The 15,932-nt window shown below is 64.6% G+C and carries 11 protein-coding genes and 1 tRNA gene; 7 read left to right on the top strand and 5 right to left on the bottom strand.

Annotated features, from left to right (window positions below):
* Positions 1 to 25: 25 nt before the first annotated feature.
* Entirely contained in the window at positions 26 to 1,552 is a 1,527-nt protein-coding gene (locus NKI18_RS01160) for an ABC transporter substrate-binding protein (protein ID WP_352614541.1), read from the bottom strand.
* Between the two features lie 107 nt (positions 1,553 to 1,659).
* The gene (locus NKI18_RS01155; protein ID WP_352614542.1) at positions 1,660 to 3,234 is read right to left on the bottom strand and encodes a phytoene desaturase family protein; all 1,575 of its coding nucleotides are present in this window, start codon (positions 3,232 to 3,234) and stop codon (positions 1,660 to 1,662) included.
* A 117-nt stretch (positions 3,235 to 3,351) separates the two neighbouring features.
* Between NKI18_RS01155 and NKI18_RS01150 the strand changes: the two genes are divergently transcribed.
* From NKI18_RS01150 to NKI18_RS01130, 5 genes are all read left to right on the top strand, one after another.
* Positions 3,352 to 4,143, top strand: coding sequence for a cyclase family protein (locus NKI18_RS01150; protein ID WP_352614544.1), 792 nt, complete (start codon positions 3,352 to 3,354; stop codon positions 4,141 to 4,143).
* Positions 4,144 to 4,454: 311 nt separating this feature from the next.
* Positions 4,455 to 6,026, top strand: coding sequence for a phytoene desaturase family protein (locus tag NKI18_RS01145; RefSeq protein WP_352614545.1), 1,572 nt, complete (start codon positions 4,455 to 4,457; stop codon positions 6,024 to 6,026).
* The gene (locus tag NKI18_RS01140; protein ID WP_352614547.1) at positions 6,026 to 6,505 is read left to right on the top strand and encodes a MarR family winged helix-turn-helix transcriptional regulator; all 480 of its coding nucleotides are present in this window, start codon (positions 6,026 to 6,028) and stop codon (positions 6,503 to 6,505) included. The genes NKI18_RS01145 and NKI18_RS01140 overlap by 1 nt, the downstream gene beginning before the upstream one ends.
* Positions 6,506 to 6,547: 42 nt before the next feature.
* Positions 6,548 to 8,701, top strand: coding sequence for a thiamine pyrophosphate-dependent enzyme (locus tag NKI18_RS01135; protein ID WP_352614549.1), 2,154 nt, complete (start codon positions 6,548 to 6,550; stop codon positions 8,699 to 8,701).
* On the top strand, positions 8,694 to 10,289 hold the full coding sequence (locus NKI18_RS01130) for an indolepyruvate oxidoreductase subunit beta family protein (protein ID WP_352614551.1): 1,596 nt from the start codon (positions 8,694 to 8,696) through the stop codon (positions 10,287 to 10,289). Before NKI18_RS01135 ends, NKI18_RS01130 begins: the two co-directional genes overlap by 8 nt.
* Before the next feature lie 36 nt (positions 10,290 to 10,325).
* On the opposite strand, the gene NKI18_RS01125 is transcribed toward NKI18_RS01130, so the two are convergent.
* Positions 10,326 to 10,401: transfer RNA gene (locus tag NKI18_RS01125), tRNA-Thr, on the bottom strand.
* A gap of 352 nt (positions 10,402 to 10,753) precedes the next feature.
* On the opposite strand from NKI18_RS01125, the gene NKI18_RS01120 reads away from it, so the two are divergent.
* On the top strand, positions 10,754 to 11,911 hold the full coding sequence (locus NKI18_RS01120) for a hypothetical protein (protein WP_352614553.1): 1,158 nt from the start codon (positions 10,754 to 10,756) through the stop codon (positions 11,909 to 11,911).
* A gap of 102 nt (positions 11,912 to 12,013) precedes the next feature.
* Here the strand turns inward: NKI18_RS01120 and NKI18_RS01115 are convergent, their stop codons facing one another.
* Both NKI18_RS01115 and NKI18_RS01110 read right to left on the bottom strand, forming a co-directional pair.
* Positions 12,014 to 13,615 (bottom strand): cisplatin damage response ATP-dependent DNA ligase, encoded by a 1,602-nt coding sequence (locus NKI18_RS01115; RefSeq protein WP_352614764.1) that lies wholly within the window; start codon positions 13,613 to 13,615, stop codon positions 12,014 to 12,016.
* A gap of 235 nt (positions 13,616 to 13,850) precedes the next feature.
* Positions 13,851 to 14,861, bottom strand: coding sequence for a ligase-associated DNA damage response exonuclease (locus NKI18_RS01110; RefSeq protein WP_352614555.1), 1,011 nt, complete (start codon positions 14,859 to 14,861; stop codon positions 13,851 to 13,853).
* Between the two features lie 108 nt (positions 14,862 to 14,969).
* Here NKI18_RS01110 and NKI18_RS01105 point away from each other — a divergent pair, with 108 nt between their 5' ends.
* Complete coding sequence (locus NKI18_RS01105) at positions 14,970 to 15,914, top strand: class I SAM-dependent methyltransferase (protein ID WP_352614556.1); 945 nt, start codon at positions 14,970 to 14,972, stop codon at positions 15,912 to 15,914.
* Positions 15,915 to 15,932: the final 18 nt, after the last annotated feature.

The following is a 15,932-nucleotide window of genomic DNA, read 5'->3' as shown; positions in this document are numbered from 1 at the left end:
GGCGCGCGACAAGCCGAAGACTGTCTCAGGCCGGGCTCATCAGCGCCGGCAGAAGTGCGCCCGACACATGCTGCACGACATTGACGCCCTTGGCATGCACGATCGGCTGCGCATACTGGATCAGCGGCAGCACATAGGCCTGTTCGGCGATGTATTTGTCGACGGCCTTCCAGCCGGCAATGCGCTTGGCCTCGTCCTTCTCGCCCCATAGTGGATTGATCATGTCGATCAGATCCTGACTGTCCCACACCGAATGCGGGCTCGGGCCATACATGGCAAAACCGGTCGAGGTGGTCGGGTCGCCGATGGCGTTGCCCCAATTGTAGAAGGCCGCCGGCGCCAGCTTGTCGGCGGCGCGCAGCTCGTAGTGCTTGGCGATCTCGTAGACCTCGATCGTCGCCTCGATGCCGACCTTGCGCCACATGCCGACGATCGCCTGGATCATCTCGTAGTCCTTGGGCTTGAAGCCCTTGGTCGTCTGTATCGTGAACTTGACCGGCTTTTCCGGCGAATAGCCGGAGGCGGCCAGCAGTTCCTTGGCCTTGTCCGGATTGTGCTCCACCTTGATCGACGCATCGTAGGCCGCGTATTCCGGCGTCTCCAGCGTATCGATGGGCTGGCCGTAACCGCGCAGCAGCCGGTCGACCAAAAGCTTTTTGTCGACCGCCATCACCGCCGCCTGGCGCACGTTCTTGTCCAGCATCACGTCGATGTCGTTGAAGAAGATCATGCCGATGTCGGAAACGTTCTTGCATGAGCCGGCAAGTCCATCCTTGGCGATCAGGCGGTCATATTCCTCATAGGGGATTTCCAGCGTCACCTGCGAGGAACCGGACTCGATCTCGGCGACGCGGCTCGCCGCATCGGTGACGAACTTGATGGTTACGTTTTCGAAGGCCGGCTTGCCGCCCCAGTAGTTCGGGTTGGCCTTGAGCCGCAGGAAGGCGTTGCGCTCGAATTTGTCGACCATATAGGGCCCGGTGCCGATCGGGGCTTTCTCAAAACCCTCGGCGCCGACCTTTCCGTAATAGGTCTTCGGCATGATGTAGCCGGTCAGGAACGACATCCACTTGAAATACACCGGGTCGAATTGCACGACGTCGCCGGTGATCTTGTTGCCGTCGATCTTGAAGTTGTTGACGTTCTTCCAGACGAACTGGATCGGGTTGCCGGTCTTTTCATCGCCCGCCCGCTGCAGAGACCAGACCACGTCTTCGGCCGTGAATGGCGAGCCGTCATGCCAGGTGACGCCCTCGCGCACCGTCATCATGATCTTGCTGCGACCCTCGTTCCAGCCCCATTCGGTGAGCAGGCCGGGCGCGAAAGAAAGATCCGGCTTCTGCGGGATGAACTGGTCGAACACCGACTGGTACAGACCCTGGATGGTCGGGTTGACCGCCGAAGGCCCGGTGGTCGGGTCCCAGGACGGCAAATTGACATTGTAGGCGATGGTCAGTTCGCCGGCAGCCTTGGCGATTTGCGGCAGGCCGAGCGCCGTGGCGCCAAGTGCGGCCGCGCCATATCCGAGCAATTCTCGTCTGTTGATTGTCATGGTCGTTCCCCTGTTGCTTTTATGCGCGGTGTCGTTGTCAATCGGTGGGTTCAGGCTCCTTGGGCAACCGCGCCTTGTCCTCCTTCACCCTAGATGAAAAATGGAGCCTACCTCCCGCCAAGTTGTTGCGCGAGCATGAAGCCCGACGCTGCCCCGGTGCCGGCGCCGGGCCATGTTGCCGCCCCGGTCAGGTGCAGATTGCCGACCGGCGTGTTCCAGCCAGCGTAACCGCGCGCCGGCCGGAACAGGAAATTCTGCGCCAGATGATGGCTGCCGCAGATCTGGTCGCCGCCGACAAGGTTCGGGTTCTCGCGTTCGAGGTCGATGGGCGAGAACACGGCGCGGCCGAGGATCTTCCGACGAAGGCCGGGCGCATAGCGCTCGATAATGTCGAGGACGCGCTCGGCGTAGTGCTCCCTAGCCTCGTCCCAGTGAGCCGCCGCGATCGTGCCCGCCGCATCGCCTGCAATCTCGGCTGGCAGCATGCGCACCTGCACCCAAAGTACGTGCTTGCCGTCCGGCGCGCGCGAGGGATCGACGGCCGTCGGCTGGCCGACGACCAGCACCGGTTCGTCCGGCAGCACCCCTGACATCGCCTGCTGATAGGTCCGCGACATGGCATCGAGCGACGGCGACAGATGCACATAGGCGAACTGCCGAAGCTCGGCGCCGGCGCGCCAGTCCGGCAGGTCGTCGAGCGCCAGATGGATCATCAACGTCCCCGGCGCGTGGCGGAATTTTTTCACGGCCGTGTCGAAGCCGGTGTCGCCCGATCCGTTAGGCAACAGTTTCCCGGTCAGCGCCTTGGGCGCGACACCGGCGATGACGGCCTTGGTGGCTGTGTGGGTCTCGCCGGAAGCGAGCCGCACGCCGGTCGCTTTGCCGGCCGAAACCGTGATCTCGGCGACATCAGCCCCAGTGACGATCTTGCCGCTGGCGGCCGTGAGCATGCCTGACAAAGCGCGGATGATGGTGTCGGCGCCGCCTCTGCCGAGCACCATGCCGAAGCACTGGTTGGCCATGGATTCGAGGTAAGGGAACACCGCGCCGCCGGCGATATCGGGCGCGAAATCGAGATGCATGCCCCAGGTGGCCAGCGTCGCCCTGACATGCGGTGACTGGAAAGTCTCCTCGAGCCACGCGCGGGGTGAGGAAAGCAGTAATCGACCGGTATCGAGCGCGCCGGCCAAACCCTTCTTGCGCCAGAGGTTCCAGGCGGTGCCGGCGAGCGCACGGCCGCTCATCGGCGAGCCCAGCAGCCGGAACAGATGCTCGGCCTCCGCCGGGAATGCCGCAACCAGACGGCGCCATGTCTGTGCGTCGGCGTCGGAAAAAGCGGCCATGCGCGAGGCGGTCTTTTCCAGGTCGCTGCTGACGCCGAACCAGCTTCCGTCCGGGAAGGCGCTGGCAAAGCAATCGGCCACCGGCGCGAATTCCAGCCCGTGGGTTTTCAATTCATTTGCATATTTCTTGTGAAAGGCCGAGCCGGCGAACAGGCTGAGATTCATCGCGCCGAAATCGTGCCGGAAGCCCGGAAGCGTCAATTCGCGCGTCTGGACGGCGCCGCCGATCGTTGCATTACGCTCGAAAACTGCCGTTTTCCAGCCTTTGAGCGCCAGATGCGCGGCGCATGCCAGACTGTTGTGGCCTGCTCCGACAAATATGGCGTCGAACTCGCTCACGCCCCGTCCCATTTCCTTTATGCTTAAAGATAATTGCAGATGCATATGTTTTCGTCTAGTAGGATATTAAGGGCCGCGAGAGCCTTCAGCACCATCGAGAAAGAGGGAACAGAGACCATGGACACACAACAACTTCTAGGCGAAGTCGCCGGCCAGCTGCTTTCAGGCGCCATCCAGGTGGTCGACCTGACGGCGCCGCTCGGGCCCGACACGCCGCTGATCAAGCTGCCGCCGGAGCTGGCGGTGGACACGCCGAAGGTCGAGATCCACGCCATCTCCGCCTATGACAAGAATGGCCCGTGGTGGGCGTGGAACTGGCTCAAGCTCGGCGAGCATTCGGGCACGCATTTCGACGCACCCAACCACTGGATCACCGGCAAGGATTATCCGGACGGCGCCACCGACACCATTCCGGCGCAGAACTTCGTCGGCCCGGTCAACGTCATCGACTGTTCGAAGCAAGCGGCAGCCGATCACGATTTCCTGCTCACCGTCGATCACATCAAGGCATGGGAAGCCGAACATGGCGCTATCAACCCCGGCGAGTGGGTGGTGATGCGCACCGACTGGTATAAGCGCAACGGCTCGGAAGCCGAGTTCCTTAACGCCAACGAGACCGGACCGCACACGCCTGGCCCGACCGCCGAAGCCATCCAGTATCTGATTAGCAAGGACATCAAGGGCTGGGGCAGCGAGACGATCGGCACGGATGCTGGAAAAGCAGGGGGAATGGAGCCGCCGTTCCCGGCGCACAGCCTGATGCACAAGGCCAACCGCTACGGCCTCGCCAGCCTCTGCAACCTCGACCGGCTGCCGCCGAAAGGCGCGATCCTGATCGCGGCGCCGCTCAAGATCGAGCACGGCACCGGCAGCCCGATCCGCGCGTTGGCGTTGGTGCCAAGGCAATAGGGTAGCTGCGGTCTTCGGGAGAAGATCATGTGCGGAAGTGGCACTGTGGTGACGGAGTGGGAGCGGCAGCCTTGCAAAGCTGCGGCTCTACGGCGCCCCCCTCTGTCCTGCCGGACATCTCCCCCACTTGGGGGGAGATCGGCCGTCACCGCGGCTTTCGCCAATCTTCAACGATGCAGGAATGAGCGGGGCGCCGAAGCTGCCAATCTCTCCCCTTGTGGGGGAGATGTCCGGCAGGACAGAGGGGGGCGCGAAGGAACGCGATCCTGCACGGTTGAAACTCAGTTCCCGAGGACGGGGAGCAACCCTCGATGAGCGCTCCCGATCACATCGTCATCGGCAGCGGCATCAACGCGCTGGTCTGCGCGGCGATGCTTGGCGGCAAGGGGGCGAAGGTGCTGGTGCTCGAGCGCAACGACCGCATCGGCGGCTGCATGCGCACCGAAGAAATCACCGCGCCCGGCTTCATCCACGACGTGATGGCGACGACCTTTGTCCTGTTCATCACCTCGCCGGCCTATGCGGCACTGGGCAAGGATCTGGCGCGGCACGGCCTGGAGTTTTGCAACACCTCCACGCCGACCGGTGTGCTGCGCCCGGACGGCAGCCATGCCGTCCTGCGCACCGATCGTATCGCCAATGTAGCGGCGATCAATGCGCTTGCCGCGGGCGACGGCGACCGGCACGCAAACGATGTCGGCGAGATCGAGCGCAACGCCGGTCTGCTGTTCGGACTGCTCGGTGGCAGCCTGTGGTCCTACCCGACGGCCAGGCTGCTGGCGGGTGAAGCCTGGCGGCGCGGCCCGCGTGGCCTTGCCGCCTTTCTCGGCAGCGCGCTGGTGCCGGCGCGCGGTTGGCTGGAAAGCACCTACCAGTCGGAAACCATGCGCGCGCTGTGGGCGCCCTGGGTGCTGCATGCCGGCCTCGGGCCTGAGGACGCGTTCTCCGGCCAGATCGCCAAGGTCATCGCCTTCGCGCTTGAGGCGGCCGGCGCGCCGATCGTCAAGGGCGGTGCCAGGAATCTGCTGGCCGCCTTCGAAGCCCTGATCAGGGAACGTGGCGGCGAAATCCGCACCGGCGCCGACGTCGCGGCTATTGTCCAAAGCGGAGGCCGCGCCGCCGGCGTGCGGCTGGCTTCGGGCGAAACGATCAACGTGAACAAGAGCGTCATCTGCTCGGTCACGCCAAGCCAGCTCTACGAGCGGCTGCTCGGCGACGCGGCGCCGAAAGCCGACGTCGAGGCAGCGCAAAAATACCGCTACGGCAAGGGCAATTTCCAGATCCACTATGCCTTGGACAAGCCGCCGGCATGGCGCGGCGAGGGCCTGGATAAAGTCGCGCTGCTGCATCTGACGCCGGGGCTCGACGGCGTCTCGAAGGCCTGCAACGAAGCCGTGCGCGGCATGCTGCCGGAGGTGCCGACCATGTGCGTCGGCCAGCCGCACGCGCTCGACCCATCGCGCTGCCCGGACGGCAAGGCGGTCCTGTGGTTGCAACTGCCCGAGGCGCCACGGCATATCAAGGGCGATGCCGCCGGCAAACTGCAGACACCGGCAGACGGTCGCTGGACCGAGGCGCTGCGCGAAGCCTATGCCGACCGTGCCGAAGCGATCCTCGCCAGCCATATCGACGGGTTCAAGGACAGCGTCATCGCACGCCGCGCCTGTTCGCCGGCCGACCTGGAAGCGATGAACATCAATCTGGTCGGCGGCGACCCCTATGGCGGTTCCTCCGCTATCGACCAGTCGTTCCTGTGGCGGCCGTTCAAGACGAGCCGCAATCACGCCACCGGGGTCAGGGGTCTCTACCACATCGGTGCCTCGACCCATCCGGGTGCTGGCTTAGGCGGCGGCTCCGGCTTTCTCCTGGCGGGGAGGCTGTGATGGAACAGAAGGTTGAAAAGCGCCAGCACATCTCGACTTTGGGCCAGATCGGCCTGCAGCAATTCGCGCCCTATCTGATGAACCGCATCATGGGCCGCTACAACGCCACCTTGCGCGACAATTTCCGCAAGCAGGGCCTGACCATTCCGCAGGTGCGCACGCTGGCCGTGTTGTCGGTCACCGATGGCGTCACCGTCAACGATCTCTCGGTCTATACCGTCATCGAGCAGTCGACCTTGAGCCGGACGCTCGACACGCTGGAGGGGCAAGGGTTTGTGCGGCGCGAGCAGGGGGTCACCGACAGCCGTATCCGCCATGTGTTCCTGACCGACGATGGCCGCGCCGAGTTCGCGCGCGCCTGGCCGGCCATGCACGACGCTTTCGAGGCAATGTTCGACGATGTCGACGATGCCGAATACGCGGCGCTGATCGCGACATTGCAGAAGATGCTGAAGAACATTCGCAAGCACGACATCTGATCTTACGCGCCGCCATCGGGGCGGTAACGGAAGGAGCCCAAAATGGCCGAACGGTCTTTTGCCAAGGAAGTCGAAAAGCTCAGGCTCGGCGCCGGCGAGGAGTTTTCCGGCGAAGGCATTCTCGCCATCACCAAGGCGCTGCTGCAATGCGGCGTCGGCTATGTCGGCGGCTATCAGGGCGCGCCGATCAGCCATTTGATGGACGTGCTGGCCGACGCGCAGGATATCCTGGGCGAGCTCGGCGTGCATTTCGAGGCGAGCGCCTCGGAAGCGACCGCCACCGCCATGCTGGCGGCATCGGTGCACTATCCGATCCGTGGCGCGGCCACCTTCAAGTCGACGGTCGGCACCAATGTCGCCTCCGACGCGCTCGCCAATCTCGCTTCCGGCGGCGTCACCGGCGGTGCATTGATCATCGTCGGCGAGGATTACGGCGAAGGCTCCTCGATCATGCAGGAGCGCAGCCACGCCTTTGCCATGAAGAGCCAGGTCTGGCTGCTCGACCCGCGACCGAACCTGCCGTCGATCGTCAAGGCGGTGGAGGACGGCTTCGAGCTGTCCGAGGTTTCCAACACGCCGGTCATGCTGCAGGTCCGTATTCGCTGCTGCCATGTCCACGGCCATTTCATCGCCAAGAACAACAAGCGCCCGGCAATGACTGTGGCCGATGCGCTCGAGGCGCCGCGCCGCGACACCGGCCGCATCGTGCTGCCGCCCGCGTCCTTCCTGCACGAGAAGGAAAAGGTGCAGAAACGCTGGCCGGCGGCGGTGGATTTCATCCGCACCAACAAGATCAACGAGTTTTTCGGCCCGGAGCACGGCTCGGTCGGCATCGTCATGCAGGGCGGCATGTACAATTCGGTCATCCGGGCGCTGCAGCGGCTCGGCCTCGCCGACACTTATGGCGACACCGACGTGCCGCTCTATGTGCTCAACGCCGTCTATCCCTTGGTCGACGACGAGTTCCTGTCTTTCTGCGAAGGCAAGGACGCCGTCCTCGTCGTCGAGGAAGGCCAGCCCAACTACATCGAACAGGCCTTTGCCGCGATGCTGCACAAGGCCGGCCGCGGCACCAAGCTCGTCGGCAAGGAACATCTGCCTATGGCCGGCGAATATACCGGCCAGGTGATGCTCGACGGCATCGGATCGTTCCTGCGTGCCACCATCCCGCATCTGCTGCCAAGCGAGGTCCGCGCGCCGAACAAGATCGGCGACGGGCTCGACACCGCCGACCTGATCAACGTCGTCCCGGGCCGGCCGCCCGGCTTCTGCGTCGGCTGCCCGGAGCGGCCGATCTTCGCCGCCACCAAGCTGGTCGAGCAGGAGTTGGGCAAGCACCACATCGCCTCCGACATTGGCTGCCATCTGTTCTCGATCATGCCGCCTTTCGAGCTAGGTGCCACCACCATGGGCTACGGGCTGGGGCCGGCCTCGGCTTCGGCGTTCAATTCGCCCGATGCCAAGCGCCGCTCAATCTCCTTCGTCGGCGACGGCGGCTTCTGGCACAACGGCCTGACCTCCTCGGTCGGCAATGCCGTGTTCAACAAGAATGACGGCATCATCGTCATCGTCGACAATTTCTATTCGGCCGCCACCGGAGGGCAGGACATCCTGTCGTCCCGCGCCGGCAACAAGACCAAGTCGACCAAGCACCCGATCACCGAGGCGGTGAAGGGCATGGGCGTCAAATGGCTGCGCCACATCGACCGCACCTACGACGTAACCAAGATGCAAGACACGCTGCGCGAGGCGCTGACGACGGACGAGAAGGGCCCGAAAGTCATTGTCGCCTCGTCCGAATGCATGCTCAACCGGCAGCGCCGCGAAAAGCCGCTGGTCGACAAGGCGATCAAGGGCGGGACGCGCATAGTCAAGCCAAAATTCGGTGTCGACGAAGATATCTGCACCGGCGACCATGCCTGCATGCGGCTGTCCGGCTGTCCGTCGCTTTCGGTGAAGTCGCTCGACGATCCGTTGCGCGACGATCCGGTGGCGCATATCGACCAAAGCTGCGTCGGTTGCGGCAATTGCGGCGAGGTCGCCGATGCGGCGGTGCTCTGCCCGTCCTTCTACCGCGCCGATGTCGTGCACAATCCGAGCCGCTGGGACCGTTTCCTTGAAGCCGCGCGTCGCGCCACGATCAGTCTCTTGCAGCGGCGCCGTGAAAGCCGGCGCCTGATATTCGCCGATGCTTGACGCCGTGCCCTCATCGCGCTCGAAAGCCGGCGCCCCCGAAGACGAGCGCGTCATCAAGCTCGCCGTGCTGGCGGTCGGCGGCCAGGGCGGTGGCGTGCTGGCCGACTGGATCACCGACGTCGCCGAGCGCAACGGCTACGTCGCGCAATCGACCTCGGTCGCCGGCGTCGCCCAGCGCACCGGCGCCACCATCTATTATGTCGAAATGTGCCGCGACACCGGCCGCCTGCCGGTCTTCGCGCTGTCGCCGTCGCAAGGCGACGTCGATATATTGATCGCCGCCGAACTGATGGAGGCCGGCCGCGCCGTCATCCGCGGCTTCGTCACGCCCGAGCGCACCACGCTGATCGCCTCGTCGCACCGCATCGCCGCGGTCTCGGAGAAGATCGAGCCCGGCGATGGCCTCGCTTCGTCCTCGAAGGTGCATGCCACGGCGGAAGCCGCGGCCAAGCGCTTCATCGCCTTCGATATGGAGAAGATCGCCGCCGACAATGGCTCGATGATCTCGGCCAGCCTGCTCGGCGCGCTGGCCGGCTCCGACGCCTTGCCGTTCAGTCGCGAAAGCTATGAGCAGGCGGTCAGTGCCGGCGGCCGCGGCGTCAAAGCCAGTCTCGCCGCCTTCGGCGCCGCCTACGATCGGGCGCGCGGCATCGCGAGTGTGCCTTCGGGCGACAAGACTGCAGGGCCGGCGGCCGCTGAAACCGGCTCGGGCGCGACGACAAAAGTCAGCGGTCCGGAAAGCCTGTTAAAAGGCTGGCAATCGCTGGCCGCCCGGGTCGATGCTTTGCCGGCTCCTGTCCGCGACATGGCGCTTCGCGGCCTGAAAAAAGTCGTCGACTATCAGGACGTTGCTTATGGCGGCGAGTATCTCGATAGGCTCGACCGGGCCGTCGCTCTGGACGATGCCGAACACGCCTACGCGCTGTCGATCGCCGCCGCCAAGCATCTGGCCAACGCGATGTGCTACGACGACATGATCCGCGTCGCCGACCTGAAGACGCGCTCTAGCCGCGACCGACGCGTACGCCGTGAGGTTGGCGTCAAGGACGGCTCGGTCCTGCAGGTGACCGAATATTTCCATCCGCGCATCGAGGAATTCTGCGGCACGCTGCCGGCCGGGCTCGGCAGCTACATCGAAAGCCGGCCGAAGCTCGCCGCCTTCCTCGACCGCCGCATCAATCGCGGCCGTCACATCCGCACCGACAGCTTTGCCGGCTTTGCCGCATTGTGGTTCATCGGCGGCCTGCGCCGCTGGCGCCGCCGGTTGCTGCGCCACAAGGTCGAGACCGCGCATATCGAGCGCTGGTATGCGCTGGCGCTCGGCCAAGTCGGCCAGGACTACGCGCTTGGTACGGAGATCCTCAACTGCCGCCGGCTGATCAAGGGTTACAGCGACACCCACGCCCGCGCGCAGTCGAAATTCGACCGGGTGCTGTCGGCGCTCGACCTGCTTAAGGGCCGCCCGGACGCCGCCGACTGGATCCGGCGCCTGCGCGAAGCGGCACTGAAGGACGAAAAGGGCGACATGCTGGACGGCGCGTTGAAGACGGTGGCGTCGCTGGGCGACGGCGACGTTCCATCAAGTTGATCTGTGAAATGGTCCCGTTTAATTCATCGAGAATTTTGGTGCCGCTTAGGTGACTCGAACACCTGACCCCATCATTACGAATGATGTGCTCTACCAACTGAGCTAAAGCGGCCCGGGAAGCCGAGCTTCCAGGATGGGCTGGGTGATAGACGCAACCGGCCGCGAATTCAAGATGGCAGTCGCGATTTCAGGACGAGGCAATTCGTGCCGCCTCCGGCCGGGCGCAAGGGCCGCCGCCGCGCGGATCTACCATTGGCCGCGTGATGCCGCATCGGCACGCCGCGCGACCGCCACGTTGGCCGTGACCGGAAAATCAGCGAAAAATGTTGATTCCTTTACCGAAAACCGCCGAAATGAGCTTTGTGCCCCTCGGCAAGGCAGAATGCGGCCGCTCGCTTGTTGATTGATTGGTCGCCTGCGGCTAACGATCATGGCAATGTGAATGAAATTGCAGAGGGAATCGCTTGGACGCGATCGAAAAAGCGATCCGCAATGCCTTCGAGAAAGGCAATGCCGACGACCGGGCGTTTCGCGAGCGGGTCTATCGATCGGCTTTCGCGGCACTCGACCGTGCCCTGCAGGCCAATCCAAACGTCACCGTGGAGGTCGCCATCAAGCGCCGCAAGGCGGTCCAGGCGAAGATCACCGAAATCGAATCGGAATTCCTGCCGGCGGTTGCCGACGTCGCCGCGCCGACCGACAGTTTGGAGGCAGCACCGGAGGTGGAGCCTCCGGCCGAAGCCGAAGCCGAGCCTGCGCCGTCGCCCGATGTCGTCGTTGACGGTCCGGCGCAGCCGCCCGAATCCGATGCGCCCCGGTCGCGCGTCCTGCCGGTCGTCCCCGACATCATGCCCGATGCGCCTGTTCCCGAGGCGCCGGTGATCGACATGGGGGCGTCGGCTCCGACCGAAGCCGACGCCGAAACCGACGACGCGGAAGTGACGCCCGACCGCGACGACCGGCGGGCCAGGCGGCGGCGCCTGCCCTTGACCGCGATCTTCTTCGGTGTGACGCTGCTCGCAGCCGCCGGCATCGGCCTTTATTTCGCCAACCAGACCGGCGTCTTCAAATCGGCGACCGAGCTCGACACAGCGCCACCGGAAGCGCCGCCAACGGTCGATGGCGAAGATTTCACCCCGGACGACACCGCTTCGCCGCCGAAGCAGGGCGAGCAGGACCAGGCGCGCGACTGGATCAACGTTTTTTCGCCGGGTGACCCGACGCAGGTCAATGCACCGTCGGACGCCAAGGCCGACGTCATCCAGGACGAAAGCGGTTCCTTCCTGCGCATCCGCTCGGGGGCATCCGGCTCGGCCATCAGCTTCGACGTCGGACAAGGCGTGTTGGAAAAACTAGCCGGCAAGCATGCCACATTCGACATCATCGCGCGCTCCGAGGAGGGGCAGGAGACGCAGATTTCCGTCGATTGCAATTTCGGCGAACTCGGCGACTGCGGCCGCAAGCGCTATGCGGTCGGTCGCGAGCGCAATGAATATCTGTTCGACGTGCGCTTTCCCGACAAGCGTCCGGGTGCTGCCGGCACCATCGCCATCAATTCCGACTTCGACAAGCAGGGCAAGTCGGTCGACATCTACGAGATCCGCGTTTCAGTCGTTCCCTAAAGCACGTCGCGTTCGGACCGGCCTCATACGACGCACTTTAGGTTCTTGTTTTGATGCATGTCGTTACCGCAAAATCGCTGCACACTTTTTGCGCGACATGCATCAACTATCGAGCAGCGCCTGCAGCGTCTCGATGCGGTCGGCTTCGGCCGCCGGCTTGTCCCAGCGCAGCCGCGAAATGCGCGGAAAGCGCATGGCAACGCCGGATTTGTGCCGCGTCGAGCGGTTGAGCCCTTCGAAGGCTACCTCAAGCACCAGCCCGTTCCTGCGGTCGGCACGCACCGAGCGGACCGGGCCAAAGCGCTCGATCGTGTTGTCGCGGACATATTTGTCGATCTGCCTCAGTTCCTCGTCGGTGAAGCCGAAATAGGCCTTTCCCACCGGCACCAGCTCCTCCGATCCTTCCGGCCCGGACCAGACGCCGAATGTGTAGTCGGAATAGAAGCTCGAACGCTTGCCGTGGCCGCGCTGGGCATACATCAGCACCGCGTCGACCGTGTGCGGATCGCGCTTCCATTTGAACCACGGACCCTTCGGCCGCCCGGCCACATAGGGTGAATCCCAGCGCTTCAGCATGACGCCTTCGATGACCGGATGCAGCGGCTTGCGGCGCAATTCCTCCAGCGCCTGCCAGTTGGTGAATTCGACCAGCGGCGACAGATCGAAGCGGCTCGGATCGAGTGTCCTGACGAAGGCCTCGAGCCGGCCGCGCCGTTCGCGGAAGGGAAGTCCGCGCAAATCCTCGTCACCAATCTGCAGCGCATCGTAGCAGCGCATGAAGGCGGGGTATTGCTGCTGCATCTTGGGTGACACGCTCTTGCGGTTCAGCCGCTGCTGCAGGTCCGAGAACGTGCCCGTCGCCTGCCTGGGGTCTCCGACCAGAAGCTCTCCGTCGAGGGCGCCTGAAAAATCCATCGCCTCGGCAAGATCCGGAAAGGCGCCGGAGACGTCGTCACCGGTGCGCGAATAGAGCCGGCGAATGCCGCCTTCGCAAACCGCCTGGACGCGGATGCCGTCCCATTTCCATTCGGCCGCGTAGTCGGCCGGGTCGAGCTTTTCGAGGTCGCCGTCGCCGACGGCATTCGACAGCATTACCGGCCTGAACAGCGCCAGCGCCGTCTTCCGGGGTTTTTCGGCCTTGCCTTCGAGCCAGGCGAACAGCGCGAGATAGGGCGGCGTCAGCCCGTGCCAGAGTTCCTCGATCTCGGCGATTTCGACCTTGCCGAAATCGGCCAGCGCCTGCTTGGCGAGCCGCGCCGAGACACCGATGCGCAGGCCGCCGGTGACCAGCTTTATGATGGCAAAGCGCGCAGACGTGCTGGCGCTGTCGAGCAGCCGGGCCAGCACCTGCGGCCCGTCGGAACGGCTCGCCGCCTGCAGCTTCGCCACCACATCGGCCAGCGTCGGCTCGTGGCTCGCAATGTCGACCGGCGCCTGCGGCCAGACCAGCGACACGGTCTCGGCCAGGTCGCCGACATAGTCGTAGGAATAGCCGAACAGCACCGGATCCATGCGCTCGATCACCAGTGTGCGCAGCATCGCCGGCTTGACCGCGGCGATGGACAGATCGCCGGTGATGGCCGCCAGCGCCAGCCCGCGGTCCGGATCCTCGACGCTGCGGAAATAGTCGGTCAAAAGCGTCAGCTTGCCGTTGCGCGACGGCGTCAGGACGAGGCGGTCGAGAAGCTCGGCGAAGCGGTTCATGACGGTGAGAACCATGGGCGGGCGTCGCGTTCTGTCGCGCCCCCCTCTGTCCTGCCGGACATCTCCCCCACGAGGGGGGAGATTGGCAGTTTCGTCCTTGCCACCCGTCCAGCAACGTTGGTGGTTGGCGAAAGCCGGCGCGACATCCAATCTCCCCCCTCGTGGGGGAGATGTCCGGTAGGACAGAGAGGGGCGCCGTAGAGCTCTGCGCAGGTGACCATCGAACCTCGCATTCTCAATCGCCCTCGTCCTCATAACCAACCAGATGCAGCGGCCTGGCGGCAATGCCTTCGAGTTCGCACCAGCGCACCAGTGCCTCCTCGCGGCCATGCGTCACCCAGATTTCTTCCGCGCCGGTCTCCTTGATCGTTGCTGTCAGCTCGTCCCAGTCGGAGTGGTCGGAGATGATCAGCGGCAGCTCGACGCCGCCCTGCTTGGCGCGCTGGCGGATGCGCATCCAGCCTGAGGCGAAGCACGACATCGGATCGGGAAAACGCCGCGCCCAGCGATCGGCGAAGGCGGATGGCGGGCCGACGACGATGGCGCCGGCAAAGTCGCTTTTTTGGCCGGTCTCGACGGTCGCCGGTTCCAATGTGCCGAGATCGATATTCTGGCTCTGGTAATACTCGCTGAGCTTGGCCAGCGCGCCGTGGATGTAGATCGGCTTTTCGTAGCCGGCATCGCGCAGCAGCCGCATGACGCGCTGCGCCTTGCCCAGCGCATAGGCGCTGACCAGATGCGTTCGCTCGGGAAACTGCTCGGTCGATTTCAGCAGCCGGGCGATCTCTTCGGTATCGGGCGGATGCCGAAACACCGGCAGGCCGAACGTCGCCTCGGTGATGAAGACGTCGCATTTGAGCGGCTCGAACGGCTCGCAGGTCGCGTCCTTCTGGCGTTTATAGTCGCCGGACGCGACGATGCATGTGCCCTGATGCGCGACCTTGATCTGGGCCGAGCCAAGCACATGACCAGCCGGGTGAAAGCTGACGGCCACACCGCCAAGCGCAATCGTCTCGCCGAGCACGGCGGCTTGCGTCGTTCCGGCAAAACTGTCGCCGTAGCGCAGCCCCATGATGTCGAGCGTCTGCTGCGTCGCCATCACCGAGCGGTGGCCGGAGCGGGCATGGTCGGAATGGCCATGTGTGATCAGCGCCCGGTTGACCGGCCGCACCGGGTCGATGAAGAAATCGCCGGGCGGGCAATACAGCCCTTCCGGCCGGGGATGAAGCAGGTCGCTGGCGCGCATGGCCCCAAGATAGGCGCTAATTCCGGCGCGGGAAGCCTGTTGTAAGTCACTGCTGACTCCAGCATAGAGCGCAAGCCGGCTGCAAACACCCGGCGGAACTCGACCACGATGAAACCGCTCCAGACCTCGTCCGGCGATTTGAGCGCCGACCGCCGCGCCGACTATGCCGAAATGCTCTATGCATCCGGCGATCATGCGGCAGCCGCGGAATTGCTGCTCGGCGCGCTCGAACTGGCGCCGCAATGGCCAGCCGGCTGGTTCCGCCTCGGCGAGATGCAGGAAGCGGCGGGCTCGCCCGATCGTGCCGCGCAGGCCTGGACGACGGCGCTGCGGCTCGACCCGGCGGACAGGCTCGGCGCGGTGCTCAAGCTGCAATTGATCGGCAGGGCAGCGGCGGCCCAGGCGCCGCCCAGCGCCTTTGTCGAGACGCTTTACGACCACTATGCCGGGAGCTTCGAGGGTGAGCTGGTCGACAGGCTCGGCTACCGTCTGCCCGAATGCCTCGACCGCGCCATCCAGGCAGCACGGCCGGGCCGGTTTTCGCTGGCGCTCGATCTCGGCTGCGGCACCGGCCTCATGGGCCAGAAGCTGCGGCCGATCGCCGATCGGCTGGAGGGTTACGACATCTCGGCCGGCATGCTGAGGCAGGCGCACGCCAAAGGCGTCTACGATCTGCTCGTCAAGACGGACCTGCAGGATTTTTGCTATTCTGGCCCGAAAGCCGATCTGGTGACGGCGGCCGATGTGTTCATCTATGTCGGCGCACTCGACAAGGTGGTGAACAAGATTGCCGGAATGCTTGCCGGCGGCGGTCTGTTTGCGTTCTCCGTCGAGACGCTCCCGGGCGGAGAATCGTCTGACAGCGCCGGCTTCGCCCTGCAGCCGTCGCGCCGCTACGCGCATTCGCAAGGCTATGTAGAGCGGGTTCTGGATGCCGACGGCTTTTCGATCCTGTCGCTGCAGGCAACGATCATCCGGCAGGATCGCCGCGAACCGGTCGAAGGGCTGGCCGTAGTGGCAAGCTTGCTTTCCGGCAGCGTAAAATCTGGCTAAGACTTCTGCCGCTGCGCA

This window comes from Mesorhizobium sp. M0800 (assembly GCF_040320095.1).
Taxonomy (GTDB): Bacteria; Pseudomonadota; Alphaproteobacteria; order Rhizobiales; family Rhizobiaceae; genus Mesorhizobium.
This window is presented reverse-complemented; position numbering and strand designations above follow the sequence as displayed.